Genomic DNA, 25,946 nt, shown 5'->3' on the forward strand with positions numbered 1-25,946 from the left:
GAATCCTGTCGATCGGGGGCAAGAAGGGCGCCACGATCCACTTGATCACCGATCGGACCGGGGTGCCGATCTCGGGTGCGAACCTGCACGACAGCCAAGCGTTGCAACCGCTGATTCGCGCGATACCGCCCATCCGGTCCAGGCGAGGCCGCAGGCGACGCAAACCAGGCAAGCTCCACGGAGACAAAGGCTACGACTACAACCACCTGCGCCGATGGCTCCGCGAACGCGGAATCGTCCATCGCCTGGCCCGCAAGGGTGTGGAGTCCTCCAAGAGGTTGGGGCGCCACCGCTGGCAGGTCGAGCGCACCATGGCCTGGCTGGCCGGATGCCGCCGACTCCACCGCCGCTACGAGCGCAAAGCCGAACACTTCCTCGCGTTCACCGGTATCGCTTGCACGTTGATTTGCTTCCGCAGACTTTCCAAATGAGATGAGCTCTAAGGACACCGACCCTGACGGCGGGGCCGGCGGTGACGGTCGCCACACTGTTCTCAGGGATGAACGCCCTGCGGTCCTGGACGCGCGAACGGTGGCGTGCCACCGCCCACCCCCCACTGGAAGGGCCCCGGGTCAGCATCCGAGAGGCCGGGCGCGAGAACTGGTCGATGTTCCAGGAGATGGACATCAACCGCTACATCACCACCGTTGAGGACCGTCTCCTTCCCGGAGCCCTCGGGTGGAGCCGTCTCCGTGCGGTCGGTGTCGCCCTATCCGGTCCGATCGTTCACGGTCGTGGGGTTCCCGATCGTCCTGATGCCGACCACGATATTCGTCCTGCCCGACGACCTCCTCACCGCGGGCGGCTCCCCCGACGACAAGGAGGAGAGCGTTACCGGCGGTGTCGCCGAACCCGAGGAGGATCCCGTACCCGACGGATACAGGCTCTGGGATGACGATCAGGGCTTCCACCTGCACGTGCCCGAGGATTGCAGCCGTGAGGAGGTGCCGTCCGCGGACCGCACCTTCGAGGTCTTCTTCACCCCGAACGCTCGACGCCGCTTCATCCAGGTCAGGTCGTTCGGTCCCGACGTCACCTCCCCCGAACAGGCGCTGGAGCGGTTGGAGAACGAGGCGCGGACCCACTCCGGGTTCGACGGGAAGGACCCGAACACGGGAGAGGGCCGACAGGCGGACGAGGTGTTCTCCTACCGTTACGAGAACGAGGCGCACGGCCCCTTCCAGGCGTTCGCGCGCCCTCCTCGGTGAGGACGGCGAGGTGTAGGCGATCCTGTCCCTTGGCCCCGAGCCGGAGTACAACGGTGTCCAAGGACGTTTCGTGGGGAGCGCCCACTCCTTCCACGCGGTCGGGAAGGGCCGGTTCCGACCCCGACGGCCTCGCGGTGGCCCATCGCACGGCCCTTTCCAGGTCGTAGGCCTTCCGGAACCCGTCGCCGTGATCCGGGGTGAAGGTGCCTTCGTCCGGGCGGCACGTCGGGGTCACCATCCGGCGGCCGCCGCCGGGGCGGTGCGACCGGGCACGAGCGGATCCGTCCGATTCACATTTTCCGAAAGGCCCTTCCCGTCGGGGATCCGAGCGTCGCAGGGCCCGCTTCGGCGTGCTCGGATGTGAGTCGGGGGTGGCGCGAAACAAAATTGTACGTACACTCTGTACGGACAATACGTGACCCGGCCCTGAGACATGCCGACCGACGGGCCCTTTCGAACGGACACTCATGCGTGACGACCACGGGTCGGTGGTTCCCCTCTACCACTGGCTGAACAAGATCCCCGGCGGGACCATGCTGGTCCCGCTGGTGTTGGGATCGGTCCTGGGCACCTTCGCCCCGGGCGCGCTCGACATCGGCAGCTTCACCACCGCGCTGTTCAAGGACAGCGCCATGCCGCTCATCGCCCTGCTGATCTTCGCGACCGGCACCCAGGTCACCCTCCGCACCAGTGGCCCCGTCCTGGCCACCACCGGTGTGGTCCTGCTGGGCAAGAGCATCGTGCCCGGCCTGCTCATCATCGCCCTTGCCATGGTCACCGGACCCGAGGGCGTCCTCGGTGTGTCGATCCTGGCGATGATCGCCGCCGCCACCAACGCCAACGGCGGCCTGTGGCTGGCCATCACCGGCCAGTACGGACGCACCAAGGACCGCGGCGCCTACATCGCCGGCGCGATCAACGACGGCCCGTTCTTCGCCCTACTGTTCATCGGCGCCTCCGGGCTCGGTCAGATCCCCTTCATGACCCTGCTCGCCGCGATCCTGCCGTTCCTGCTGGGCGTGGTGATCGGCAACGTGGACGCCCAGTGGCGCGAGGTGCTCAAGCCCGTGCCCGGCATCGTCATCCCGTTCTTCGCCTTCGCCCTGGGCACCGGCATCGACCTGGGCGACGTCGCCCGCGGCGGTCTCGGCGGCATCGTCATGGGCGTCGTGATCGTCCTGTTCACCGGCGGCATGGTCTACCTCGGGTACCGCTTCCTGCTGCGCCGCGGCGGGGAGTCCGGGATCGGGTTCGCCGCCGGTACGGCCTCGGGCAACGCCGTGGCCACCCCGGCCATCGTCGCCGCCGCCGACCCGTCCTTCGCCGCCTACGTCGGCACCGCCACCTCCCAGGTCGCTGCGAGCGTGCTGGTGACCGCCCTGCTCGCGCCGCTGGTCACCACCTGGGCACTGCGCCGCGCCGGCGCCCGGCCCGCCGAGGCCGAACGGGCCGAGCAGGCCGCACTCGACGGGGCCGAGAATCCCACGGACACCGTCACGAAGGGGGACCGGTCATGAGCGCCACCGCTCACAACGCATCATCCGCGCCGCACATCGCCGTGGTCGCCGACGACCTCACGGGCGCGGGCGACACAGCCGTCCAGTTCGTACGCGCCGGCTGGAGCACCGAACTCCAGTTGACCGCGGCCCACGCCACAGCCGACGTCGTCGCCGTGACCACCGACTCCCGGGCCCTGCCCGACGAGCAGGCCTCGGCGGCGGCCGCCGCCGAGGTGCGCCGACTGCGCGAGGCCGGCACGAGGCTGCTCTACAAGAAGGTCGACTCCACGCTGCGCGGCCCCATCCGGGCCGAGATCGACGGCGCCCTGTCGGCCTGGCACCCGGGTTCGGTCGCGGTGGTGTGCACGGCGTTCCCCGCCAACGGTCGCGTCGTCCGTGACGGGGTCCTGTTGGTGGACGGCGTGGAGGTGCACCGCACCGCCGTGGGCACCGACCCCGTCTCCCCGGTGACCGAGAGCCGCGTCGCCGAACTCCTGGACGCTCGGCACGTGCGTCTGACCGGAACCGACCCGGAGCGCGACGCCGAACGACTGCGCGAGGCCGGGCCGGTCGCGGTGGTCGACGCCGAGAGCGACGAGGACCTCGCCCGGATCGCCGCGGCCGTCACGCTCCTGGGCGACCGCGTCGTCCCGGTCGGTTCGGCCGGCCTGGCGACCCGTCTGGCCGAGTCCTGGCGCCCGGTCCGCGAGCCCGCCCCGGCGCTGGTGGTGGTCACCTCACTGCACCAGGCCGCCCGCGGGCAGGTTCACGAGCTGGTCGTGGACGAGTGGACCCGGGTGGAGCAGCCCTCCACCTTCGACCTGGGCGACGACCAGGCGTGGCGGGCATGGTCCGACAAGATCGTGACCGGGTTCGACCCCACCTGCCCGCACACCGCGCTGGTCGCGCCCGACGACCGTGACGGTGGCCTGGCCCCCGCGCTCGTGGCGCGCCGGTTCGGCGAGCTGGCGGCGCGCGTGGCCGAGCGACACCCGTTGTCCGGCTTCGTCGTCACAGGAGGCGACGGCGCCCGCGCCCTGACCGAGGCGCTGCGGGCACGTTCCATCACCCTGACCGGAGAGGTCGCCCCCGGCATCCCGTTGGGCACCCTCAGCGGAGGCCCTCACGAGGGGCGCTCCATCGTCACCAAGGCCGGGGGCTTCGGCAGTCCCAACGCCCTCATCGAGGCCGCCGACGCGGTCCGCCACACGAAAGGCACCAACGCATGAGCCACCGCCCCACCCTCGCGGTCACCCTCGGCGACGTCGCCGGAATCGGTCCGGAGATCACCGCCAAGTCCCTTCTGCACCACCCGGAGGTACGCGAGCATTCCCGACCGGTGGTCGTCGGTGACGTCGACGCGCTGCGCAAAGCCGTCACCGCGGTGGGCGGCGACCCCTCCGCCGTCAACCCGGTCGACTCCCCCGCCGACGCGGCCGACGATCCCTCGGTGATCGACATCGTGCAGACCGGCCCCTCCCTGGGCCACGTACCGACCGGTGAACTGAGCGCCGAAGCCGGTGACGGGGCCGCCCGGTTCGTGATCGAGGCGGTCGACCTGGCCAAGCGCGGCCTGGTCGAGGGCATCGTCACCCCGCCGCTGAACAAGGCCGCCATGCACCTGGGCGGGCACAACTGGCCCGGCCACACCGAACTGCTCGCCCACGAGTTCGGGGTGCGCGACTACAGCCTGGTGCTGTCCGCCGGTGAACTGTCCTTCTTCCACCTGACCACGCACGTGTCGCTGCGACGGGCCATCGAGGACGTCACCCCGGAACGCACCCTCGAGGTGCTGCGGCTGATGAACGCCTTCGCCCACGCGCAGGGCTCCCCGGACGAACCCATCGGCGTGGCCGGACTCAACCCGCACGCGGGCGAGAACCGGCTTTTCGGCGACGAGGACGCCGACGTGCTCGCCCCGGCGGTCGAACTCGCCCGCGCCGAGGGCATCAACGCCCACGGACCGATCCCCGCCGACGCCCTCATCCCGGCGGCGGTGCGCGGCAAGTGGAAGCTGGTGGCGGTCTGCTACCACGACCAGGGACACGCGCCGTTCAAGGCGGTCTACGGCGACGACGGGGTCAACATCACCGCGGGTCTGCCCGTGGTTCGGGTGTCGGTGGACCACGGCACCGCCTTCGACATCGCCGGACAGGGGATCGCCCGTGAGGCGAGCCTGGTGCTGGCGCTCCGTCGGGCCGCCGAACTCGCCCCGGGCTGGGGCCACGTCTGGCGGGCCACCCGGACCGCGGCCTGAGCCCGGACCAGGCCCCGCGTCCCGTTCAAGGGCCACCCGTTCACCGAGCGGGTGGCCCCTTCGCACTGCCTAGAATGGCCGTCATGCCTGTCGACCGCTCCGACCCGCGCCCATTGCACTCCCAGGTGTCGGACGTGCTGCGCGCGCAGATCCAGGACCATACGATCGCCCCCGGGGAGACCCTGCCCAGCGAGGCCGCCCTACGCGAACGCTTCGGCGTCTCGCGCAGCGTCGTGCGTCAGGCGCTGTCGACCCTGGAGGACGAGGGTGTGGTCCGTCGCCCGCACGGCCGGGCGGCGGTCGCCGCGGTGCGCACCGAACACCACCGACTGGTGCAACGGGTGACCGGCCTGTTCGACCAGTTCTCCGCCGAGGGGCTCACCCTCTCCACGAAGGTGGTCTCCCTCGACCCGGTGCGTTCGGGGGTGCCCTCCGCCGAGGAACACCTGGGCACGCGTTCCCTGCTCCGTCTGGAACGGGTGCGTTCGGTGGACGGGGACCCCCTGTCCTACGTGCGCACCTGGCTGCCCGCGGACCGCTTCGCCGGACTGGACGCGGCGATGCTCACCGATTCCTCTTTGCACAGGCTCATGGAGTCGCGCTTCGGCGTGGTGCCCTCCGGTGGCCGACGCCAGATCCGGGCGGTTCCCGCCGACGCGGGGATCGCCCGGGAGCTCGGTGTACCCGAGAACTCCCCGCTGCTGCTCCTGGAGGGCGGCACCTTCGACCGTTCCGGCACTCCCCTGGAGTGGTTCGAGAGCTGGCACCGGTCGGACCGGGTGGTCTTCGACATCGAGGCGGCCGGGTCCACCGAACAGGTGAACATCGCGCCGGGGCCGTCCCTGACCCGTCCCGACAGAAGCCGTGGCCGGGACCAGACCCCGGATCCGGGGTTGGAGCGAGCGCTGACCCTCGCCGACGAGCTGCGTTCGGAGCTGCACCGCCTGCGCGGCCCAGAGCACGGATGAGGGGTGGCCCCGGGCGGGCCCACCCCTCGTTCGGGTGCGGGGGTCAGCCGCAGTGCTCATTCGAGAACGTCCGGGTCTCGGTACCGATCGTGCCGCCCCAGTCGATGCACTTGCCCGCGGCCTCCACGTAGACCGGTCCCGCGTAGGTGGTGTAGTCATCGGAGTCGATGATCCAGTCGGAGCCGCCGCTCACCCGGATCATCGCCTCCACCAGGGTGGTGGTCCCGGCGACCGTGCGCACGGTGGTCACACAGTTGTGGCCGTTGGAGTCGTTGTAGGTCAGGAAGATGGTGCCTCGATCCGAGGACAGGTCGTAGCTGTTGATGACGGCGTAGCCGTCCCCGCAGGCACCGTTGTACTCCGCTGCCGCCGCCGCGGGTGAGGCCGCTCCGACCAGCGAGGCGGCACCGATGCCGGCCGCCGCCACCAGCGCGAAGGTCCTTCGAACGTGCTTGCCCATGTCTTCTCCCTCGTGTGGATCAGCCGCAGAAGCTGTCAACGGCTCCGCCGTTCTCGTTCGAGATGGTCCCGGACCAGTCGACGCACTTGCCGGCCGCCTGCAGGTAGACCGGTCCCGCGTAGGTGGTGTAGTGACCCGGGTCCTCCACGGCCGAGCCCGGATCGCCGCTGAGACGAACGCCGGCGTTCATCCACGTCACCGGTTGCCCCGGGTTGTTGCGGATCGTCACCACGCAGTTCTGACCGGTGGAGTCGTTGTAGGTCAGGAACACCGTCCCCAGTTGGCCGACGTTGTCGGAGCCCAGGACCGAGTACCCGCTTCCGCAGGCGCCGTTGTACGTGGCGGCCGACGCGGGCGAGGCGGTGGTCCACAGCGCGGTGGTGGCGAACACGGCGGTCCCTGCGATGGCCAGAGAACGCCGGACGAGCTTCTTCATGTTGTCCTCTCCTCCGCGCGCCTCAGTCGCAGGCGTCTTCGTTCCTGTTGTTGTTGTCGCCGCCGATGTGGCCGAACCAGTCCACACAGGTCGCCGGCGCGTGCAGGTAGACCGGGCCCGCGTAGGTGGTGTACATATCGGCGTCCTGGACCGCGTCGGCGGGATCGTCGGCGGTGCGCTTGATGCCGACCACCATCTCGATCGGATCACCCGGGGCGTTACGCACGGTCACGGCGCAGTTGTAGCCGTTCGAGGCGTTGTAGGTGAGGAAGGCGGTGCCGGAATCACCGATGTCCATCTTCCTGACGACGCCGTATCCCGCACCGCAGGCGTCGTTGTACGCGGCCGCCTGGGCGGGGGAGGCGACCAGGACCGCCGTGGTCGCCAGTCCCAGGGCCGCGGCGACGGCGGCTCCACGAAGTGCTCTCATGTACGTACTCCTCTTGTCTCGCCCCCGTTAGGGAGACGAGGTGAAGCGTGCCACGAGCCACTTGTGTCCGCCATTTGTTTTTCTTACGACAACGCTTTATGAACCCGGATTCAAAAGAAACCCGATACCGATTCCCATGCCTCTCGCCGCTCTGAGTCCGAATTCACCTGGGACAATGCCGGACAAACACTCCGTAATCGAGAAAGCCTTCCGGTGCACCATCACCCGGGCCGGTTGCCACATGCGGCCACCGGGGTTTCATCGCACCGAGGGGGAGCCGCAGCACTTCTTGTACTTGCGGCCCGAACCGCACCAGCAGGGCCGGTTGCGCTCCGGTGGCCAGACGAGCGCGCGATCCTCGGGCAGGGTGCGCGCCCACGCGCTCCGGGTCTCCTCCGCCGTCGGGTCCAGCCCGTGCTCGCCCGCGTAGACGTCGATCTCCGCCTGGTCGGCCAGGACGACCCGATGACCGCTCCCGTCTTCGCGCAGCGCGCGTTCCACCCCCGGATAGTGCTCCGGTGCCCGTCCGGTGAGCACCACCCGGACGTCGGGGCCCTCCTCGACGGGTTCCTCCAGCAGACCCATCTCCTCTTCCAGTGAGGGGCGGGCCTCGTCCACCGCCCGTACCGCGCGGTCGTGTTCGTCCGCGGGCAACCCCAGCCGTTCACGCACCCGCGCGCGACCCATCAGCGGCAACAGGCCCACGGGGTCCATACGCTCCAGCAGTTCCACCGGTTCGGCGAGGATGCTACGGCAGGCGATGTTGTAGCAGTACAGGGCGCGGTCCAGGTCCTCGTCGGCGGCGAACTCGTCTGCGAGCACCGCGGCCATGGGCCGACCCAGCACCCCCGGGCCCATCAGCTCGTCGATGAGCCCGTCGGCCTCCGCCACCGCGCCCTGGGAGCGGAGCAGACCCGCCAACATGTGGGTGGCGTACTGGCGGTAGTCGGGCTCGGGGGCGTGTTCGCGCAACAGGTCCAGCACCCGACGGGCCAGGTCGGGGCGCCGCTCGCGCAGCTCGGCCGCGGCGCCCAGGAGGATGTCACCAGCCTGGTCCGGGGTCCGGGCCAGGTCGTCGAGCAGGTGCTGGGGCAGGTCCATGTCGAGGATGGCCGCCACCAGCCGGGGCGAGAGCGGGGCCGGGTAGGCAGGTTCGGTCATCCCACCAGGCTAGAAGCAGCCGGTACGTGGCCGACCTCACTCCGGCCGGTCATTCGTGGAGCCGCTCGAAGGAACCGTGGGGGTTGTCCCGGGTGGGCAGGGCCGCCACGAACGGCAGCAGCTCCCGCCGGGCCACCCCGTGCACCCTGCGTAGTTCGGCGACGGGATCGGGGTGTTCGTCCACCCGCAGATCCAGGTAGGGGTAGGGGTTGCCCGTGTGCACGTACAAGGCGGCGCTCTGTCTGCCCCTGCGGTCGCCTCCGGCGGCCTGCCCCGCCTCCAAGGCGCTGAGCAGCCGTTCGTCGAAGGTGAGGTCCGACTTCTCCGACCAGGCGTCGACCATCGCGTCGAGGGTGTCCGCGCCGGTCAGGATGTTGCCCGCCACCGCGAACCCGTCTCCGGTCCGGTGGCCGCACCAGGGATGGGTCATGGTGCCGGTGTGCGCGGCCGAGCGGCCCTGTCCGTCCACCACGACCACCTGGCGCGAATCGGGGTCGGGGTCCTTGGCCAGCGCCCCTTCCAACGCCTGCTCCGCGGGCAGTGAACCCAGCAGTTCCAGGGCGTCCACTCCCAGCAGCGGGTTGATGAGCGCCTGTGTGGCGACGGCCCCGAGGTCCGCGTGCGCGAACACCGTCAGGGCTCCGATCGCCGGCATCCGACTGCTGATCGCCACCCCGCACGCGCCGCTGTTCCGATCGTGGGCGACGATCGTGAAGGTGCCCGCGTACAACAACGTTCCGTTCCTCCCACGGCCCGGCCGACCAGGTCTTCGGCTCACCGAGGATCGTACCGATCGGGACGACGACCCCCGGCGCGGCCCCGGGTCACCGGACCCCTCGCGGGTGCGCGACCCGCCCGAACGGCTCCGTCGGAGAAGACCCCGTCCCTCCGGGGCCGGACCGGGTGCGGCGCTCGGTCCCGGTGTCGTCCTGCCGGTGCGTCTCGGCGGCCTCGGGAGGGGCGGGGCCGCTGAACTCCCGGGATTCGTTCATGGACCTGGAGCCGGCTGCCTCCGAATCGCGCCCGAGGACCGTTCCGATGGCTTCGGACGGCCCCAAAACCTCCAGGGGAACGCCGCCGAACCGCTCGTTTAACATGTCGTCCATGGACCGAAGCAGCTACGAGGAACGACGGCGGCGCCCCGGCGACCGCTATGCGCGTCCCGCATAACCCCGTCCCGGGTGGCACGCACGTGGGAGGAACATGTGATGTTCCCACCCTACGAACCGTCACCTCCCGATCCCCCGACCACGGAAAGGTCGCCCTTGTCCCGGTCCCTCGACATCCGCCTCGCCCACCTCGTCCCACCCCTCGACGAGACCCGTGAAGATTCCGTCCAGCAGGCCCTGGGCCACCCCGACCTTCTCGAGGAACACTGGTGGCGGCAGGTGAGCCTGCCTCTGGCCCTGCACACGGTCGGCCCCGACCACCTGGCCACCGGCCTGGCCCACCTCACCCTGGACCACTGGGAGGACCGGGTCCTGGGCGAGGTCATGCCCGCGCTCTACCTCACCGACGAGCACCCCGACGTCCTGGCCACCCACCCACGCGAGTGGCCCGACGCCGAGGGCGCCCACAAGTACCTGCACGACCTGTACCTGACCGTGCTGGAACGCCTGCCCCGACAGGCCCCTCCCACGGGCCCCGGCACCGGCCCCCTCTTCACCGAGATCGAGGGGTGGTTCGCCACCGCCGATCCCCGACGCCGCGCCGTGGCCGGCCGTCGGGTCCTCACCCTGCGCTCCGAGACCCTGGACACCCTCGGTTCACGCTTCGGGGTCACCCGCGAACGCATCCGGCAGATCCACAAGCAGGTCGGCCAGGAGGTACGCACCCGCCTCGAAGGCGCACGGGGCGCGCGCACCGCCGCGCACCTGCCCGAACTGGCGAAGAAGCTGGGTGTGGCCACCCCGCTCGACGCCTTCTGGGATCTGTCCCCCGAGTACCCCGACCTCCTCCCCTCCCTCGGCCTGCCCGTGGGCGAGGTCCTGTTGACGCTGTTGCCCGACCACCGGGTCGTCGACGGCTGGATCACCTCCGAGGAATCCGCGGCCCTGGCCCTGCGGCTCACCGAGGAACTGGCGGAGCGGACCGTGATCCCCTTGGAGGAGGCCGAACGCCGGCCCCTCGAAGGTGGTGTCCCCCAAGAGCACGTCCTGGCGTGGTTGTCCGCGCTGCCGCACTCGCGGGTGATGGACGACCACCTCGTGCGCTGGGGCCGCAACCTCCCCGACAAGGCCTTCGCCGTGCTGACCGCCGTCGGACGCCCCCTGCACTTCGACGAACTCGTCGAACGGGTCGGCACCGGCTTCAACGAGTCCGGTTTCCGAGAGCGCATCCACGGCGACGAACGCATCATGCGCCGGGACCGGCGGCTGTTCGGACTCCGCGCCTGGGGCGGCAGAGAGTACCTGGGCCTGGAAGAGACGATGCGCCGCCAACTGACAGAAGCGGGCGGTGAGATGCCCGTGGGCACGCTCATCGAGCGCGTCACCGACTGGTTCGACATCACCGAGAGCTCGATCCGCGCCATGGCCGCCGGCAGCGAGTTCGCCCGTCCCCGACCCGGTTGGGTGGCCCTACCTGGCGTCGTGACGGCGCGGACCCCCTACCGGCCCCGGCGGACGGTCGAACGGACCCGCCGCTGCTTCCGCGACCCCGAAGGGCTGTGGTGGCTTCGGGTGGAGCTCAACGGCGAGCACCTGCGCGGCTCGGGCTTTCCGATCCCCAGCGGTTTCGCCGTGAGCGTGGGGATGGGACCGGGGTGTCGCCTGCCGGTGCGCATCGGTGATCGCCCCTCCATCGCGGCGTGGAAGAACCAGCCGTTGATGAACTCGATCCGCCCCCTGCTGCTGTTGGAGGACGCCCAGGTCGGTGACCACGCCTTCATCACCCTCACCGAGGGTCGGGTGCTGTGCCGGCTGCACAAGGCGGACGCCGTCCCCGCTGACCCCTTCTCAGCCTCCCTGTACCTGGCCGGGCGTTCGGTCACCGACGGTCCGCCCTCCTTGGCCCACGCCGTCGGTCTGCCCGAGGACGCCGGACCCGCCGAGCTCATGGCCCACCTGACCGACCGTGGGGACCAGGACCTGCTCACCCTCCTGACCCCTCACCTCTGACGCCCCGGGGGAGGGGCTCCCGTGAGCCTTCCCGGACGCCCGTCCGCCCTCCCCCGGGCCCCACCCGCACCGCACACGCGCCCTCCCGCGTACCGGTGTGCCCGTCGCACGCCCGCGATGTCGGTACCGTGGACCTCGTTCCACCGAAGAACGACGTCGGCGCCCCACGCCGAGGTCGGCGAAAGACCACCGCGCACATCCCCGTGTTCCAGGACCGGTTTCCCCTCACCGTCCGGCAAGGGTCCCGCCGTGCCGAGACGACAGTGAGGAAGACCCCGCGTGTCCACCAGCCCCTCCCCACCCCGATCCCCGCGTCACGATCGCGGCGGCGGCATGCCCCCGTGGCTGCCTCGCGCCATGCTGCTGGCCCTGTGGATCGTCATGGCATTCGGTGTCGGACTGTGGCTGTTCCTCAAGCTGCAGAACCTCTTCATGCTGCTGTTGATCTCCCTGTTCCTGGCCCTGGCCCTGGAACCGGCGGTCAACTGGCTGCACCGACACCGCTGGCCCCGCGGGCCCGCCACCGGGGCGGTGATGCTCGTGGTGCTGGTGGTGGCCGTCGTGTTCTTCAGCATGCTCGGTTCCATGCTCATCGGGCAGGTCCTGGCCTTCACCTCCGAGGTCCCGACGATGGTCCGGGCCGTTCTGAGGTGGATCAACAGCACGTTCGACACCTCCTACTCCCCCACCACACTGCTCAACGAGGTCTCCAGCGCCAGCGGTCTCATCGAGCAGTACGCCACCGGCATCGCCAACAACGTCTGGGGCGCCGGAACGACCCTTCTGGTGTTGCTGTTCAACGCGCTGACGGTCGCGCTGTTCACCTTCTACCTGTGCTCGGACGGCCCGCGCTTTCGCCGGGTGATCTGTTCTGTCCTGCCCCCGCGCACCCAGCGCGAGGTGCTGCGGGCCTGGGAGATCGCCGTGGCCAAGACCGGCGGCTATCTGTACTCCCGCGCGCTGTTGGCGCTGATCTGTGGGGCCGCGCACTACGTGGTGCTGGTCGTGTTGGACGTGCCCTTCGCCTTCGCGCTGGCGCTGTGGATCGGGGTGCTGTCCCAGTTCATCCCCACCGTGGGCACCTACATCGGCGGCGCGGTCCCGGTGCTGGTGGCGTTGGTCGAGGGTGTGTGGCCGGCGGTGTGGATGCTGGTGTTCGTCATCGTCTACCAGCAGTTCGAGAACTACCTGCTGCAGCCGCGGATCACCGCCAAGACCCTGGACATGCATCCCGCCGTGGCCTTCGGTTCGGTCCTGGCGGGTGTGGCCGTGCTGGGTGCGCCGGGCGCGCTGCTCGCGTTGCCGATCGGCGCGAGTCTGCAGGCGTTCCTGGGCACCTACATCCGGCGCTACGAGGTCGCCGAACACCCGCTGTTGCCGTCCCTGGCCGTAGAGGACCACGGCCCCGACCCCGCCGAGAACAGGACCCAGGACGGCGAGGCCCCCGAGACGTCCGCCCAGGGGCGCGACGAGGATCCGGGCGCACAGGCCTGACCGCGTCCGGTCGGGATCGCGCCCTTGTCCCCGACCGGACACGGTCCGACCGGCGCGTTTCCTGTCATCCCGCCGGGCGAAGCCGTTCGATCATGCCGTCCAGGTCGCGCCGCACCAGGTCGGGGCGGACGAAGTGACCGCCATCGGGCTCGTGCGAGTCGTGCGGGATGCCCGCCTCGTCCAGAGCGGCACGGAACTCCCGTTGTCCGGCCAGCACCCGCTCCTCGTTCATCCGATCGAACAGGTCGAAGCGCTCGGGGCTGTTCCCCGCGACCAGGAAGACGCGCTTGCCCCGGTAGCGCTCGACGTTCTCCACCGCGTTGTCGGCGCTGACCCGGGCCTCGTCCCACGGCGCCCCGTAGACCATGCCGCCGCCGAGCTCGAAGGCCGCGGAGGTGAAGTTCGCCCAGTGGGTGACCACCCCGAGGTCGCGGCGCATGCTGGCCGGCCCCGAGTAGGAGCTCACCGAGGCGAAGTGGCCGTAGTACTTGGCCGCGTACTTGAGCGCTCCGAAGCCGCCCATCGAGAAACCCGCCACGGCGCGGCCGTCGAATTCGGCGTGCGTGCGGAAGTTGGCGTCGACCCAGGGCAGGACCTGGTTCATGTGGAAGGTCTCCCAGTTGCGGGGACCCACGTTGGAGGTGACCGGGTTGGAGTACCACCCGCAGGGCCCACCGTCGGGCATCACGATGATGATCTGCTTGTCCTGGGAGATCTCGCGGATCCCGGTGCGGTCCCAACTGATGAAGTCCGAGCCCGGGCCGCCGCCGTGCAGCAGGTACAGGACCGGGTAGGTGCGACCGTCGTCGCGGTAGCCGTCCGGTACGAGGACGTTGACGCCGGGGTTCCAACCGATCTCGGGGGTCTCGAAACGGTAGTACCACATGCGGGGATCGTCCTCGTTGTGGTCCACGAGGCGGAGCCCGGCGTGGTCGGGGTCGGGCAGGTTCTGGGCGACCGGGTCAGCGTGGGCCGTCGAGGTCGACGCGAAGAGGCCGCCGGAGGTGACGGCCAGTCCGATGGAGAGTCCGCCGACGCTCTTGAGGAGGGTGCGCCTGTTCGGGGGGTTCGGGCTCAAAACGACTCCTGAGGGTGCGGGGGGTGGCCACCTCTTCGTGGCCGTGGCCTCAGTGAAACAGGAGGACGCGGCGAACGCACCAGGGCCTGGGATAACGGATTCGTTAACTTTTAACCAACAAGAACGCATATTATGTTGGTTTCCTACCTTCTCCGTCGCCCCCGCGCTCAGCGCGCCACGGCCGGGCGCCCACCGCGGAACCGGCCCACGACTCTCCACCGACGCCCCGCCGACCCCGCCCCACCTGGTTGACACCACATCCGCGGCTGTCGATCCTGACCGTTCGACCACTCGCACGTAGGAGCGACAATGATCGACCCCCGCACTCCTGGTCCCCCTCGGATCGACCGGTCCACGTTCCTTCGCACCTCCGCCGGCGCCCTCCTGGGCTCCGGACTCCTGCTCGGCACCGGCTCCCCCGCCGGCGCCCACGACACCTCCTCCCGACAGTCGCCGGAGGTCACCAAGATCGGCGACCTCACCGGCCCCGGCCTGACCACGCGCTTTCGCATGGAGGCCACCGACCTGGGCATCCCGGTCCGAACCCCTGACGGTCGGATGCTCTTCGTCTTCGGCGACAGCTTCGAGACCGCCATCGTCGGCGGCGGATGGTGGCGCTCCCCCACGGCCCTGTACTCCACGACCACCGACCTCGACGCCGGTGTCCAGTGGTCGGGCGCGGTCGGGGGCGAGGCCGCCGAGCAACTGTGGCACTACGACCACGACAACCCGGTCTTCACCACCGTCCTGCCCTCCGACGTCATCACCATCGGCGAGACCATGTACCTGCACGCCATGGTCAACAACGGCCTGGGCAACGTGGTGTGGACGGAGATCTGGCGCTCCGACGACTCCGGCGCCACCTGGACGCACACCGACGCGCACTTCGACGCCCACCTGCACGACGGCCTGTTCCAGTTGCTCACCTGGGCCGAGGGCGACGACGGATACGTCTACTCCACCTCCTTCGACCGCGGCCGGCCGATCATCATGCACCGGGTCCCCTCGGTCGCCATCGCCGACCCGGCCGCCTACGAGCCCTGGGGGCACCACGACGGCGCGTGGGACTGGGGCAACCCGCCCACCCCGATCCTCGACGGCGCGTTCGGTGAGATGTGCCTGCGTCCACTGTCCGGAAAATGGGTCCTGACCTGGTTCGACGCGGGCGGCTATCGTATCGACGGCATCATCATGGACACCCCCACGTCGAACCTGTACACGGCCCACCGGCGCACCCTCGTCCATGGCGGATCGTGGGGCCACGAGGACGACTCCCACGTGGCCCAGCTCTACGGCGGCTACATCATCCCCGGTTCCACCCTGGAGGAGCTGCACCTGAGCGTCAGTCAGTGGAACACCGACCATGACTGGCCCTACAAGGTCATGCAGCACCGGATCCGCGGGTTCGCCGCCTAACGGGCCCTCACCGAGGGCGGGTGGTTCCCCGGTCTCCCCGGGGAACCACCCGGAACACACCCGGTCGGCTGCCGCATACGACACCCACGCTTGATTACACTCCGAACCATCTCCATCACTTTCCGTCCTGGCTCGCGTGGGTGACGGGTCGTGCTGCGCGATCACCAGGATCTTCGGAACATTCACCGTCGAGGGGGCCGTCTTGGTCGTGTACCGGTTCGAGTGCGACGAGCACGGCGGCATCGATGTCGAGGCGGCGATGGGAACCGCGCCCTCGACCCTGCCCTGCCCCACCTGCCGTCGAAAGGCACGTCGGGTATTCAGCGCACCGATGCTCACCCGCGTTTCCGGAGCCATGACGAGCGCCTACGAACGCGCCGAACGCAGCGCGGACGCCCCGGACGTTGTGCGGTCGCCACCACCTCAAGTGGGGCGGCCCGGCCCGCGCCGCACACACGATCCGGCGCACCGCCGACTTCCCAAGCCCTGAGGTCGTCCGTCTGGAAGGGACCCGACCATGCCCGAACTCCTGTTTCCGCTCGACTCGTCCAAGCCGTTCACCGACCAACAGGTCATCGGCCACAACAGGTACCACCCCGACATCCCGCCCGCCGTTCGCGTGCGCCCCGGATCGACGTTCCGCATGCACTGCCGCGAGTGGTTCGACGGCGCGATCAAGAACGACGATTCGGCCGAGGACGTCCGCGACGCCCCGATGTCCAAGGTGCACGCCCTGTCCGGTCCGGTCGGGGTCGAGGGCGCCGAAGCGGGTGACCTGCTGATCGTCGACGTCCTGGACGTGGGACCGCTGCCCCAGGAGGACTCCGGACCGCTGGCCGGGCAGGGTTGGGGCTACACGGGCATCTTCGCCAGGAGCAACGGCGGTTCGTTCCTGGTCGACCGCTTCCCGGACGCCTACAAGGCGGTGTGGGACTTCCACGGCGAGGTGGCCACCTCCAGGCACGTCCCGGGGGTGTCGTTCACCGGCATCACCCACCCGGGGTTGATGGCCACGGCCCCTTCCGCGGACATGCTCGCGCGCTGGAACCGCAGGGAGGGCGATCTGCTCGCGACCGACCCCGACCGGCTGCCGCCCCTGGCGCTGCCGCCCGAACCACAGGACGCGGTCCTTGGAACCCTGAGCGGCTCGGAGTTCGACCGGGTGGCCGCCGAGGCGGCCAGGACGGCCCCGCCCAGGGAGAACGGCGGCAACCAGGACATCAAGAACCTCACCCGGGGCACACGCGTGTTCTACCCGGTCTTCGTCCCGGGAGCGAACTTCTCCGTCGGCGACCTGCACTTCTCCCAGGGCGACGGTGAGATCACGTTCTGCGGCGGCATCGAGATGAGCGGGTACATCGACCTGCACCTGGACCTGATCAAGGGCGGCATGCAGACGTACGGGGTGAGCGGGAACGCCGTCTTCATGCCGGGAAAGACGGCGCCCCAGTACTCCGAATGGCTGGCCTTCTCCGGAATCTCGGTCACCGAGGACGGTGAACAGCGCTACCTGGACTCCCAGCTCGCCTACCAGCGTGCCTGCCTGAACGCGATCGACTACCTGACCAGGTTCGGGTACAGCCCCGAGCAGGCCTACCTGCTCCTGGGCGCGGCACCGATCGAGGGGCGTTTCTCCAGCGTGGTGGACATCCCGAACGCGTGCGCCACGGTCTACCTTCCGACCGCGATCTTCGACTTCGACGTGCGGCCCTCCAAGTCGGGGCCCGTGCGGATCGACCCGGGGATCGGTGCCCCGAGGGCCGCGGGGGCATAATTTCACTCGGCGCTTCATCGGATCATCACGGCGAAGCGCCGATCCGCATACCATGGGGGCCAACCGATTCTGGACAAATCGCGACAATCCCGGGCTTCCGGGCCGCCCTCCGCACGAATAGTATTGCGCTGGTCGTTCCTACCTCAAGGTCAGCGCCTTCGAGAGAACTTCCACCGCGTCCTCATGGAAGGCACCCTCATTCACCAGGAACCGGTGCAGCACGCGGAAGAAACGTGGGTCGAAATCACGTGATCTTCCGTTTTCGTCCCGATCTGAGCTGATGTCTACCGAAACCAGACCAAACCGCGCAAGGGCGCGATGGGCGGCGTAGGAGTTCCTGCCGATTCCATACTCGGAAAGGCGAACGTCGCTCCCCACCTTCACCCGGTCAGCACGGTCGACACGTTGCCTCTCGTCCAATGGCATCATCACGAAGGCGACCTCGCCGTCTTCCAGTACGAGAAGCACAGTGGAGTCGATATCGAGGCGGAGATGGGACCGCACCGTCGACCCTGCCCCGGCCCAACTGCGGTGAACGGGCGCGTCGGGTGTTCCACGCCCCCGATGCTCGCCCGGGAGGGTTTCCAGGAGACCCTCGACTCGCTCTGCGCGTTCGGGCACGGGCGCCGCTGCGCGGAGGGCCCCCGCCGGGGCACGGGCCCCTCGCCCTCAGGCCTTCCTCGCCTCCGGGACGGTGGCGGCCACGGGTTCCTCCCAGTTTCCGGTGGAGAGGAAGTCCTCCAATGCCTTGGTGTAGGGCTCCAGGTTCAACCTGAGTGTCTGTTCGACCCACTTGTCGTCGTAGTAACTGTGCATGTAACGCTCACCCTGGTCGCACATGAGCATGACAACGCTCCCCTTCTGCCCGTTGGAGAGCATCTCGGCGACGATCCGCAGCGCTCCCCACAGGTTGGTCCCCGTGGAGGGACCCGCCCGATGGCGCAGCCGTGACAGGAGCAGGCGCATGGCCGCGATCGAGGCGGCGTCCGGCACCGAGATCATTCGGTCGACGACGGCCGGCAGGAACGAGGGCTCGACCCTGGGACGCCCGATCCCCTCGATGTGGGAAGGGCTGCCCTTTTCCCAGGTCGAGGGGTCCCGCGGCCACCGGCTCTTGGGCTGTCCCCGGTGGGTCTTCCAGTTGGGGAAGAACGCCGAATTCTGCGGGTCGACAACGCATACCCGAGTATCGCGACGACTGAAACGAATGTGCCTGCCGATGGTCGCGCTCGTGCCTCCGGTCCCCGCTCCCACCACGACCCAACTCGGCTCGGGGTGGCGTTCCTCGGCGATCTGTTGGAAGACGGTCGCCGCCACGTTGTGGTCGTCCCGATAGTCATAGGCACGCTCGGCGTAGGTGAACTGGTCCATGAAGTGACCCTTGTCGTCCCCCTCGGCCAGGTGGGCCGCCGCCTTCTCGATGTCACCGTCATCCCCAGGGTTTTGGACCGCTCCCCCGTACGCCTTGATGAGCGCCACCTTCTCCTCACTGGTGCTCTTGGGCACCACCGCCGTGAACCTCAGATCGAGCAACTGGGCGAAGTAGGCCTCGGAGACCGCCGTGGAACCACTGGATGCCTCGATCACGTGCGTGTCCGGCCCGATCCACCCCGAACACAGGGCGTGCAGGTAGAGAGCGCGTGCCATGCGGTGTTTCAGACTGCCGGAGGGGTGCACCGACTCGTCCTTGACGTAGAGATCGATACCCCATTGCGGGGGGAGGGGAAAACGGAAGACGTGTGTATCCGCCGAACGTGTGGCGTCGGCGTGCAGCAGCCGGATCGCCTCCTTCACCCATGCCCGTTTGCGGCCGTCGTAGTAGTCGACGATCCGTGTCGTGACGGATCCGGTGTCCTGTCCGCTCTGTGTCGTGGTCATGGGTCGTGGCTACCCCCGGCTTTGGGGGTGGAGACCACCGAGCCTGGAGAACGCCGTCGGTGTTCCCGGTTCCACCCTGAATCGGTTGATTGGTCGCCGCCGACCCGGCCGGTTTCGGTTCCTCCCGACCGAGGATTCGAGAAGGACCGGGAGACCGTCTCCTTTCACGTCTTCCTCCGCTCGGCCCGCCCCGAGTCACAGCGACCATGAGCGGCCGACCGCACCCCGACGTCCTCGCGGTCCGTTCCTGGAGCGGTCGCGCCCCCGGGCCGGAAGGGTGGTGGCGCACCGGCCGGACGGACCATCCCCGCACGCGGGTCGCGGACTCGCTCGCGCACCAGGGGGTGGTGCGGCGGGCCGTGTGGGCCCACCCAAGGCATCGGAACTGAATAATCCTGGTAAGGACGATGTTTCGCCGATCCACCCTCTTGAAATCATTTATGGTTTCGGGACACAGTTAATTACGGCCTAAAAATCTCCGCCACCCCCATCTCCGCGATGCGTTATCTGCTGAAGTTCCAGAAAATATCCCAGCAGTTCCCCCCTGCCCCCGAGGCCAAAACCCTGATTACGGATAGACGAAAAACGCATCACCGATAAAGACCTCCGAGGGAATGGTTGAAAACCACTCGCGCGCAAATAGAAACTGTCATCGATCACCCGGTCGGCTGCGCCGGCGGGGGTGACCATCTTCCCGGCATGCTCCGAACCAAAAGGAAAATAATGTCGATTCATCGCAAAGCACTCTCCGTGGCGACCGCCTGCGCCACGGCGGTCGGGCTGCTGCTCGCCGCCCCGGCGCCCGCATCCGCCAGCGTCGCCCCCGGCGACTACCGCATCGCCTTCGAAAGGCACGGGGCAGAGATGGTCCCGTACGGAGGATCCACCGCACGTACCGACATCCGTGTATGGCCGGTCGACCACGTGGGAATGCAGTGGGACGTCACCTATGCCGGACACAGCTCGGGAACGCCCTCCTACCAGATCCGCAATCTGCGCAGCGGCCTTTGCATGCAACCTCACGATGGCAACACCTCCGCCAATCAGCGGGTCGAGCAGAACACCTGCAACAACCGGGACGAACAGCGCTGGCACATATCGGACACCGGGGATGACGCGCATCAGATCATTCCCGTGAAGAACACCCAACTCGGCGTCACCCTGGAGAATCCGGATTGGAACGGATCCTTCCTCAAGCTCGGCTACCGCAACTCGGCCAACCCTGACTTCAGGTGGCATTTCAACCAGGCCTAGACGCACCCATCACCAGGACGGGTACGGGCCGGTGATGACGTGACGGCGAAGGAGGGCCTCCGGTCGCAGGTGCGGATTTTCGAGATCGACACCTGAAGGCCCGGAGGCCCTTCGTCGTGGAAGGGGTCGTCCCGGATCCAGGAGTCACAGGGAGACGGGAAGACCAACGTGCCCCTCCACCGTCGAGCACGGGGGTCCCTGGGCGGGTCCACCACCGGCACCTGACCCCGGGGCATGCCCACCGGCCTCATCGGTGGGGGTTCGCGGGGACACGGAGCGGGCTCCGGGTACCGGCGGGAGGCGTTGTCGTCGACCGCGGAAGTCCTGTCGTGGTTCAGGAGCGGACTCGGCCACACTCCGGGGTTCGGCCCGAACGACGCGCCCCTGTGTTCGGAAAGGCCCACATGGCGGCGCTCCGACCGATAGAAGTGGACACCGAAAGTAGGAGTCCGACAACGAGGAGTGACATTGGCGCGTCAGGGGACCACTGAGCCGACGGAACGGGCACGGGTACGGCCGGTGGCCCTACCGCCGGAGGAGGAACTGGCGCTCGCCGCACGGGGCACCTGGCCACTGCGCGAGCTGCTGGCGCTGGCGGACTGGTTCGCCTCGGAACGCAGGCTGACGGGGACGGGCATGCCTCGCCCCGACGACATCCGGGCGCTGGCCACCGACCTGGACCTGTGGCCGGGTTCCACGGAGGAACAGGCCGCCGAGCGCGCGGAGAGGCTGAAGCGGCTGCGCGCCGCCCGGGACCTGCCCGAGTTCCTGGCGCTGTGGCGCGCCGCGGTGGACCTGGGCCTGATCGAGGTCGACTCGGGGCGGGCCCGGGCCTGCGCCGAGGTGCGGGAGGGGTTGTCCCCGCAGCGGGCCCTGGACGCGTGGGTCGACCTGTTCGAGCGGGCCATCGCCGGTGAGCCGGGCACGGAGGACCTGTTCCACGTCGGCCGATTCGGCTCCGGTCTGATCCGGGACCTGTTGGACGACCTGTACGCGGAACCCGACGACACGGAGATCTCCCTGTCGGCCCTGGCCACGAGCATCGTCGAGGAACTGGCCCGACCCGGCGCCCAGTTGAGCGGTGCGTCCGAGGAACTCATCGACCACTCGCGTCGGATGGCACACATGACCCTGTACCAGACCGCGCTCGGGATCGGCGCCGGCGGTGGTATCCGGCTGATCGACCACACCGGCGAGGAGGTGCGAGCGGAGTTCGCGCCGGAAAAGGGCCTGCTTCCCATCTACTCCCTGACCCTGGACGAGTCGGGGGATCTGGACGAGTCGGGTTCCGGACCTCGGGACTCGGAGATCGTCTGCGCGGCGGTGCTCACCCCGCTCGGCCGGTACGGGGTCCGGCGGATGTTCCTGGCGGAAGGTGTCGAGGCGCCCCTGCTCGGCGGTCTGGCCCGGGCCGGGGCCGTCGAACTCCTGGACGCGCTGCGCCGACTCCCCCGCGACGTTCGGGTGGCGCAGATCAAGGCGTGGGCCGCCCTTCGCACGGCGGAGGAGGCGGTGGCGGAGATCGCCGAGGCGTGCGCCGAGCCCACCGGGGACGGGGCGGTGCGTCGCATCATCGCCTCCGAGGTCCTGCGGGCGCTCGGCGGGCCGGCCCTGCCCCCTGTGCGCGTGCTGCTCGCTTCCGACCGGCCCGCCGTCGCCGGTCTCGCGGCGAGCACCCTGATCGGAGCGCCGGACCTTCCACAGGCGGAGGTCGAGGAGGTGATCGGCTCGCACGGGCTCTGGTTCACGATCGACTCCGCCGCCGGGTTGTTGCACACGGGAGAGTCCGCTCTGGCCGGCGCGTTGAAGAGCGAGGACCCCGGAGAGGGCCTGCCCTTCACCCGGCTGCTGTTCCAAAGCTCCGGCGAGGTGTGGCGGGGCGACCACCCCCAGACGCTGCCGGTACTGGACGCGGTGGGCCGGCTGCACCCGGACCGCAAGGTGGCCAAGGCGGCCCGCCGCGCGGCCTACAAGGCCCGCAGCCGAGCCTGAGGCATCGCGCGGGGACGGAAAGGAGCGCCGCCTCTCCCCGTCCCCGCGGACCACGCCCCTTCTGCGTCGAGTCGCGGCCGGGAATCGACCGCCTTCCCTTGTAGCGTCCGGCCATGGCACACGAACACGCACTCGGAAAGATCGTCGTCACCACGCCCACCGGCAAGGTCGGTTCACGGGTCGTCCGACTGTTGTTGCAGGCCGGGGTGCGGCCCACCCTGTTCCTGCGCGACCCCGACCGACTCGACACGGCCACCCGGCAACGGGTGGACACGGTGCGGGGCGACCAGGGAGACGCCGACGCCGTCCTGCGCGCGACCCGGGACGCCGACCGGCTCTTCTGGGTGGACCCTCCCACCACCGACGACGACCCGATCGCCGGCCACGCCCGGATGGGGGCCAACGCGGCCCGCGCGATCACGGAGAACGGCATCGGACGCACCGTGTTCCTCAGCAGTGTGGGCGCCGAGAAGCGGCACGGGGCCGGTGAGATCGACGGTCTGGCCCGGACCGAGCAGGCACTGGACGCCACCGGGGCCGACGTGCTGCACCTTCGCTGCGGTTACTTCTTCACGAACCTGCTCATGGAACTGGACTCCCTTCGCGAGGGCGTCCTTCCCTCCCTGTGGCCGCTCGACTTCGCGATGCCCTGGGTCGATCCCCGTGACATCGGTGAGGTCGCGGCGGTCGGGCTTCTCGCGGGCGACCGGTCGGGCGAAGGAGCGGGAAGCAGGGTGCGAGCGGTGCACGGTCCCGAGGACCTGAGTTTCTCGCGGGTGGCGCGGATCCTCGGCCCGGCCCTGGGTCGCGAGGTGCGCGCCGAGCGGGTTCCCGATGACGACGTGCGCACCGGGCTGCGCTCCGTCGGCTTGAGCGCCGGCCAGGCCGAGGGCATCGTCGGCATGGCGGCCGGTCTGCGCGAGGGCTTCGTGCCCGAGCAGGAACGCGACGTGCTCACCACGACTCCGACCACGCTCGCGGCCTGGGCGCACGCGCACCTTCGACCCCTGCTCTGAGCCCGCGCGGACGGTGACCTTGGTCCCAGTGGGCGCAGGTCGTTTGACCCACGGGGGTGAACGGGTGTTCACTCAAAGGGGTGAACAATCGTTCACCCCTTTTCTCGTGCGCCCACCTCCCTTCCCCCACCGCACCCGTTCACCGCTTTGGAGTTCGAAGTATGGCCGTCCTGCGTGTGCCCTCCTGGGCCACCATGGGGATCCTCACCTTCTGCGGCATGATCGTCTCGCTACAGCAGACACTCGTCATCCCGCTGCTGCCCGACATGCCGGAGATCCTCGACGTATCCGCCGACGACGCCTCCTGGTTGGTCACCGCGACCCTGCTCACCGGGGCCGTGGCCACCCCGATCGTCTCCCGCATGGCCGACATGTACGGCAAGCGAAGAATGCTGCTGGTGGCCTTGGGGGTCATGACCGTCGGCTCGCTCATCGCGGCGCTCATCGGGAACTTCCCCGCGTTGCTCGTCGGCCGCGCCATGCAGGGCTTCGGTGCCTCCCTCATCCCCGTGGGCATGAGCATCATGCGCGACCAACTGCCCCGGGAGAAGCTCGCCGGGGGCATCGCCCTGATGAGCGCCACACTCGGCATCGGCGCCGCCCTGGGCCTGCCACTGTCCGGTGTGCTCTACAGCGCGTTCGGATGGACCTCGCTGTTCTGGTTCACCGCACTGGTCGGGCTGTTCTTCCTCATCGCCATCCCCCTGACCCTCGACGAGTCCACCGAGCGCTTCCCCGGACGCTTCGACGTCGTCGGCGCGCTGCTGCTCACCATCGTCCTCGTCGGCCTCCTGCTCCCCCTGTCCAAGGGCGCCTCGTGGGGCTGGACCAGTGGCGAGGTCATCGGCCTGACCACGCTCTCCCTCGTCTGCCTGGCGATCTGGGTCCCCCTCCAGCTGCGCATGCGCGAACCCATGGTGAACCTGCGCACCGCCTTCCGACGCCCCGTCCTGTTCACCAACATCTCCTCGTACTTCGCCGGGTTCGCGATGTTCCTGAACAGCCTGGTCACCACCCAGGAACTCCAGGTCCCCACCGAGACCGGATACGGGATGGCCCTGCCCGTGGCCGTCGCCGGGCTGGCGATGGTGCCGGGCGGCCTGATGATGCTCGTCTTCTCACCGATCTCCGCCCGCATGCTCAACCGCTGGGGCGGAAAGACCGTACTGCTGACCGGCGGTGTGGTGATGGGCCTGACCTACTCGTGGCGGATGTTCAACAACGACGCCGTGTGGGAGATCATGATGGGCAACATGCTCGTCAGCATCGGCAGCGCCATCGCCTTCGCGGCCATGCCGGCTCTGGTCATGGCGTCCTCGCCCCGCAACGAGACCGCCTCGGCCAACGGGGTCAACGCCCTGGTCCGTTCCATGGGCACCTCCAGCGGCAGCGCGGTGGTGGCCTTGGTCTTCGCATCGCTGACCGTGACCGTGAACGGCGCGGTGTTCCCCTCCGCCCAGGCCATGTTCACCGCCAACGGGCTCGGCCTGGCCGTGTGCGTGGCCGGTGTGCTGTTCGGGGCCATCATCCCGTCGCGCAAGCGCGACGAGAAGGGCGATGATGTGATCACCGGGCCCGCCCCGGTACGCGAGATCGTCAAGGAGGTCCAGGAGAAGGTGGAACCGTGAGCAGAACCGACAGCCGAAGCACCATCCTGGACAACGCGCGAGCGCTCTTCTCCGAACACGGCTACCAGAAGGTGAGCATCCGCGACATCGCCACCGCCGCGGGGGTCTCACCCTCCCTGGTGATGAAGCACTACCGGAGCAAGGCCGAACTGTTCAACGAGCTGGGACCCAACGAGATCCCGCTGGCCGAACTCGACCTGCCCCGCTCCGAACTCGGGCGCGCGCTGGTGCAGAAGATCCTCACCCGGCGCGAGCACGACGTGCGCGACCCCCTGCTGGTCGCCGTCTCACACGTGCGTGAATCACCCGACCCCGACCGCACCCGCGAGGAGGTTCGGGAGCGGTTCCTGACCCGTCTCGGCGACCTGATCGGGGACACCACCCCCGACCGCCGCCACGCGAGCGCCGTCGCCTGCCAGGTGATCGGTCTGGCCGAGGGGGTCCGACTCCTGGGGCTGTTCCCCACCGACGAGGTCTCCCGCGAAACGGTGCTGGACCTGTACGGGCCACTCGTCCAACAACCGATCGACGCCTGCGCGCGGGACCGCCCCACCCCGGAGGAGACACGGCCCGCCGACTGAGCGCCCGGCGGGACGGGGAGAAAAGCGGGGCGGCGAAGGCCAGGACGCCCCCGAACAGGAGATTCTCGCCACCTTCCGCTCAATGAATGGGCCCGGGGAGGCGGCGCGAGGCCCATTCGTCACAAGAACAGGGCATGATCGAACCATGGAACGCTGTGATTTTTGCGAACTCCCCATCGGGGGCGGCTGCGCTTGCTCACTGGTGAGCGAGGCCCGCAGCCGATCCGGGCAAGAGCCCGGAACCACCTCGAAGGAGGCCCGTTTCCCTCGCGGCGCCATCCTCATCTCACCGAGAGG

At 69.2% G+C, this 25,946-nt stretch carries 22 protein-coding genes and 1 pseudogene; 15 read left to right on the forward strand and 8 right to left on the reverse strand.

Annotation, left to right across the window (positions count from 1 at the left end):
- The 6 genes and pseudogenes from K8V84_RS19635 to K8V84_RS19660 form a co-directional block, all read left to right on the forward strand.
- A pseudogene (locus K8V84_RS19635) lies at positions 1 to 431 on the forward strand (IS5 family transposase); the annotation flags it as partial.
- A 324-nt stretch (positions 432 to 755) separates the two neighbouring features.
- A complete protein-coding gene (locus K8V84_RS19640) occupies positions 756 to 1,208 on the forward strand; it encodes a hypothetical protein (protein WP_304077081.1) in 453 nt (150 codons plus the stop codon).
- A gap of 467 nt (positions 1,209 to 1,675) precedes the next feature.
- Positions 1,676 to 2,725, forward strand: coding sequence for a 2-keto-3-deoxygluconate permease (locus K8V84_RS19645; protein WP_304077082.1), 1,050 nt, complete (start codon positions 1,676 to 1,678; stop codon positions 2,723 to 2,725).
- Positions 2,722 to 3,936: a four-carbon acid sugar kinase family protein gene (locus tag K8V84_RS19650; RefSeq protein WP_304077083.1), complete on the forward strand. Its 1,215-nt coding sequence runs from the start codon at positions 2,722 to 2,724 to the stop codon at positions 3,934 to 3,936. Before K8V84_RS19645 ends, K8V84_RS19650 begins: the two co-directional genes overlap by 4 nt.
- A complete protein-coding gene (gene pdxA, locus K8V84_RS19655; RefSeq protein ID WP_304077084.1) occupies positions 3,933 to 4,964 on the forward strand; it encodes a 4-hydroxythreonine-4-phosphate dehydrogenase PdxA in 1,032 nt (343 codons plus the stop codon). The genes K8V84_RS19650 and pdxA overlap by 4 nt, the downstream gene beginning before the upstream one ends.
- Positions 4,965 to 5,038: 74 nt before the next feature.
- Positions 5,039 to 5,932, forward strand: a complete 894-nt coding sequence (locus K8V84_RS19660; RefSeq protein ID WP_304077085.1) for a GntR family transcriptional regulator — start codon at positions 5,039 to 5,041, stop codon at positions 5,930 to 5,932.
- Between the two features lie 43 nt (positions 5,933 to 5,975).
- Here the strand turns inward: K8V84_RS19660 and K8V84_RS19665 are convergent, their stop codons facing one another.
- The 5 genes from K8V84_RS19665 to K8V84_RS19685 form a co-directional block, all read right to left on the reverse strand.
- Positions 5,976 to 6,392 (reverse strand): spore-associated protein A, encoded by a 417-nt coding sequence (locus K8V84_RS19665; protein ID WP_304077086.1) that lies wholly within the window; start codon positions 6,390 to 6,392, stop codon positions 5,976 to 5,978.
- Between the two features lie 19 nt (positions 6,393 to 6,411).
- Positions 6,412 to 6,828: a spore-associated protein A gene (locus tag K8V84_RS19670; RefSeq protein ID WP_304077087.1), complete on the reverse strand. Its 417-nt coding sequence runs from the start codon at positions 6,826 to 6,828 to the stop codon at positions 6,412 to 6,414.
- A 22-nt stretch (positions 6,829 to 6,850) separates the two neighbouring features.
- Positions 6,851 to 7,258, reverse strand: a complete 408-nt coding sequence (locus K8V84_RS19675) for a spore-associated protein A (protein WP_304077088.1) — start codon at positions 7,256 to 7,258, stop codon at positions 6,851 to 6,853.
- 258 nt (positions 7,259 to 7,516) lie between these two features.
- Positions 7,517 to 8,419, reverse strand: coding sequence for an SEC-C domain-containing protein (locus K8V84_RS19680; RefSeq protein WP_304077089.1), 903 nt, complete (start codon positions 8,417 to 8,419; stop codon positions 7,517 to 7,519).
- Between the two features lie 49 nt (positions 8,420 to 8,468).
- A complete protein-coding gene (locus tag K8V84_RS19685) occupies positions 8,469 to 9,149 on the reverse strand; it encodes a DUF1028 domain-containing protein (protein WP_304077104.1) in 681 nt (226 codons plus the stop codon).
- Positions 9,150 to 9,684: 535 nt separating this feature from the next.
- On the opposite strand from K8V84_RS19685, the gene K8V84_RS19690 reads away from it, so the two are divergent.
- Together K8V84_RS19690 and K8V84_RS19695 are read left to right on the forward strand one after the other, a co-directional pair.
- Positions 9,685 to 11,538, forward strand: coding sequence for a sigma factor-like helix-turn-helix DNA-binding protein (locus K8V84_RS19690; protein ID WP_304077090.1), 1,854 nt, complete (start codon positions 9,685 to 9,687; stop codon positions 11,536 to 11,538).
- Between the two features lie 333 nt (positions 11,539 to 11,871).
- Complete coding sequence (locus K8V84_RS19695; protein ID WP_304077105.1) at positions 11,872 to 13,032, forward strand: AI-2E family transporter; 1,161 nt, start codon at positions 11,872 to 11,874, stop codon at positions 13,030 to 13,032.
- 64 nt (positions 13,033 to 13,096) lie between these two features.
- Here K8V84_RS19695 and K8V84_RS19700 read toward each other — a convergent pair whose 3' ends face one another.
- Positions 13,097 to 14,110 (reverse strand): alpha/beta hydrolase family protein, encoded by a 1,014-nt coding sequence (locus K8V84_RS19700; protein WP_304077091.1) that lies wholly within the window; start codon positions 14,108 to 14,110, stop codon positions 13,097 to 13,099.
- A gap of 309 nt (positions 14,111 to 14,419) precedes the next feature.
- Between K8V84_RS19700 and K8V84_RS19705 the strand changes: the two genes are divergently transcribed.
- Positions 14,420 to 15,526 (forward strand): DUF4185 domain-containing protein, encoded by a 1,107-nt coding sequence (locus K8V84_RS19705; protein WP_304077092.1) that lies wholly within the window; start codon positions 14,420 to 14,422, stop codon positions 15,524 to 15,526.
- 517 nt (positions 15,527 to 16,043) lie between these two features.
- Positions 16,044 to 17,300: a formamidase gene (gene fmdA / locus K8V84_RS19710; protein WP_304077093.1), complete on the forward strand. Its 1,257-nt coding sequence runs from the start codon at positions 16,044 to 16,046 to the stop codon at positions 17,298 to 17,300.
- A 138-nt stretch (positions 17,301 to 17,438) separates the two neighbouring features.
- Here the strand turns inward: fmdA and K8V84_RS19715 are convergent, their stop codons facing one another.
- Both K8V84_RS19715 and K8V84_RS19720 read right to left on the reverse strand, forming a co-directional pair.
- Positions 17,439 to 17,768: a hypothetical protein gene (locus tag K8V84_RS19715; RefSeq protein WP_304077094.1), complete on the reverse strand. Its 330-nt coding sequence runs from the start codon at positions 17,766 to 17,768 to the stop codon at positions 17,439 to 17,441.
- Positions 17,769 to 17,969: 201 nt separating this feature from the next.
- Positions 17,970 to 19,178: a PLP-dependent cysteine synthase family protein gene (locus tag K8V84_RS19720; RefSeq protein ID WP_304077095.1), complete on the reverse strand. Its 1,209-nt coding sequence runs from the start codon at positions 19,176 to 19,178 to the stop codon at positions 17,970 to 17,972.
- A gap of 723 nt (positions 19,179 to 19,901) precedes the next feature.
- Here K8V84_RS19720 and K8V84_RS19725 point away from each other — a divergent pair.
- From K8V84_RS19725 to K8V84_RS19745, 5 genes are all read left to right on the forward strand, one after another.
- Positions 19,902 to 20,432 carry an RICIN domain-containing protein gene (locus tag K8V84_RS19725; protein WP_304077096.1) on the forward strand — a complete coding sequence of 177 codons (531 nt, stop codon included), beginning with the start codon at positions 19,902 to 19,904 and terminating at the stop codon, positions 20,430 to 20,432.
- A gap of 468 nt (positions 20,433 to 20,900) precedes the next feature.
- Positions 20,901 to 22,424: a hypothetical protein gene (locus K8V84_RS19730; protein ID WP_304077097.1), complete on the forward strand. Its 1,524-nt coding sequence runs from the start codon at positions 20,901 to 20,903 to the stop codon at positions 22,422 to 22,424.
- A gap of 113 nt (positions 22,425 to 22,537) precedes the next feature.
- Positions 22,538 to 23,440, forward strand: coding sequence for an NAD(P)H-binding protein (locus K8V84_RS19735; protein WP_304077099.1), 903 nt, complete (start codon positions 22,538 to 22,540; stop codon positions 23,438 to 23,440).
- 161 nt (positions 23,441 to 23,601) lie between these two features.
- Complete coding sequence (locus tag K8V84_RS19740; protein ID WP_304077100.1) at positions 23,602 to 25,068, forward strand: MFS transporter; 1,467 nt, start codon at positions 23,602 to 23,604, stop codon at positions 25,066 to 25,068.
- Positions 25,065 to 25,649 (forward strand): TetR family transcriptional regulator, encoded by a 585-nt coding sequence (locus tag K8V84_RS19745; RefSeq protein ID WP_304077102.1) that lies wholly within the window; start codon positions 25,065 to 25,067, stop codon positions 25,647 to 25,649. The genes K8V84_RS19740 and K8V84_RS19745 overlap by 4 nt, the downstream gene beginning before the upstream one ends.
- Positions 25,650 to 25,946 lie beyond the last annotated feature (297 nt).

This window comes from Nocardiopsis listeri (assembly GCF_020741345.1).
In the GTDB taxonomy this organism is placed as follows: domain Bacteria; phylum Actinomycetota; class Actinomycetes; order Streptosporangiales; family Streptosporangiaceae; genus Nocardiopsis; species Nocardiopsis listeri_A.

What these genes read in the sequence shown, in the direction of transcription:
- K8V84_RS19640 (WP_304077081.1), top strand. Translation starts at nt 756, where the DNA reads ATGCCGACCACGATATTCGTCCTGCCCGACGACCTCCTCACCGCGGGC.
- K8V84_RS19645 (WP_304077082.1), top strand. Translation starts at nt 1,676, where the DNA reads ATGCGTGACGACCACGGGTCGGTGGTTCCCCTCTACCACTGGCTGAAC.
- K8V84_RS19650 (WP_304077083.1), top strand. Translation starts at nt 2,722, where the DNA reads ATGAGCGCCACCGCTCACAACGCATCATCCGCGCCGCACATCGCCGTG.
- pdxA (WP_304077084.1), top strand. Translation starts at nt 3,933, where the DNA reads ATGAGCCACCGCCCCACCCTCGCGGTCACCCTCGGCGACGTCGCCGGA.
- K8V84_RS19660 (WP_304077085.1), top strand. Translation starts at nt 5,039, where the DNA reads ATGGCCGTCATGCCTGTCGACCGCTCCGACCCGCGCCCATTGCACTCC.
- K8V84_RS19665 (WP_304077086.1), bottom strand. Translation starts at nt 6,392, where the DNA reads ATGGGCAAGCACGTTCGAAGGACCTTCGCGCTGGTGGCGGCGGCCGGC.
- K8V84_RS19670 (WP_304077087.1), bottom strand. Translation starts at nt 6,828, where the DNA reads ATGAAGAAGCTCGTCCGGCGTTCTCTGGCCATCGCAGGGACCGCCGTG.
- K8V84_RS19675 (WP_304077088.1), bottom strand. Translation starts at nt 7,258, where the DNA reads ATGAGAGCACTTCGTGGAGCCGCCGTCGCCGCGGCCCTGGGACTGGCG.
- K8V84_RS19680 (WP_304077089.1), bottom strand. Translation starts at nt 8,419, where the DNA reads ATGACCGAACCTGCCTACCCGGCCCCGCTCTCGCCCCGGCTGGTGGCG.
- K8V84_RS19695 (WP_304077105.1), top strand. Translation starts at nt 11,872, where the DNA reads ATGCCCCCGTGGCTGCCTCGCGCCATGCTGCTGGCCCTGTGGATCGTC.
- K8V84_RS19705 (WP_304077092.1), top strand. Translation starts at nt 14,420, where the DNA reads ATGATCGACCCCCGCACTCCTGGTCCCCCTCGGATCGACCGGTCCACG.
- fmdA (WP_304077093.1), top strand. Translation starts at nt 16,044, where the DNA reads ATGCCCGAACTCCTGTTTCCGCTCGACTCGTCCAAGCCGTTCACCGAC.
- K8V84_RS19720 (WP_304077095.1), bottom strand. Translation starts at nt 19,178, where the DNA reads ATGACCACGACACAGAGCGGACAGGACACCGGATCCGTCACGACACGG.
- K8V84_RS19725 (WP_304077096.1), top strand. Translation starts at nt 19,902, where the DNA reads ATGTCGATTCATCGCAAAGCACTCTCCGTGGCGACCGCCTGCGCCACG.
- K8V84_RS19735 (WP_304077099.1), top strand. Translation starts at nt 22,538, where the DNA reads ATGGCACACGAACACGCACTCGGAAAGATCGTCGTCACCACGCCCACC.
- K8V84_RS19740 (WP_304077100.1), top strand. Translation starts at nt 23,602, where the DNA reads ATGGCCGTCCTGCGTGTGCCCTCCTGGGCCACCATGGGGATCCTCACC.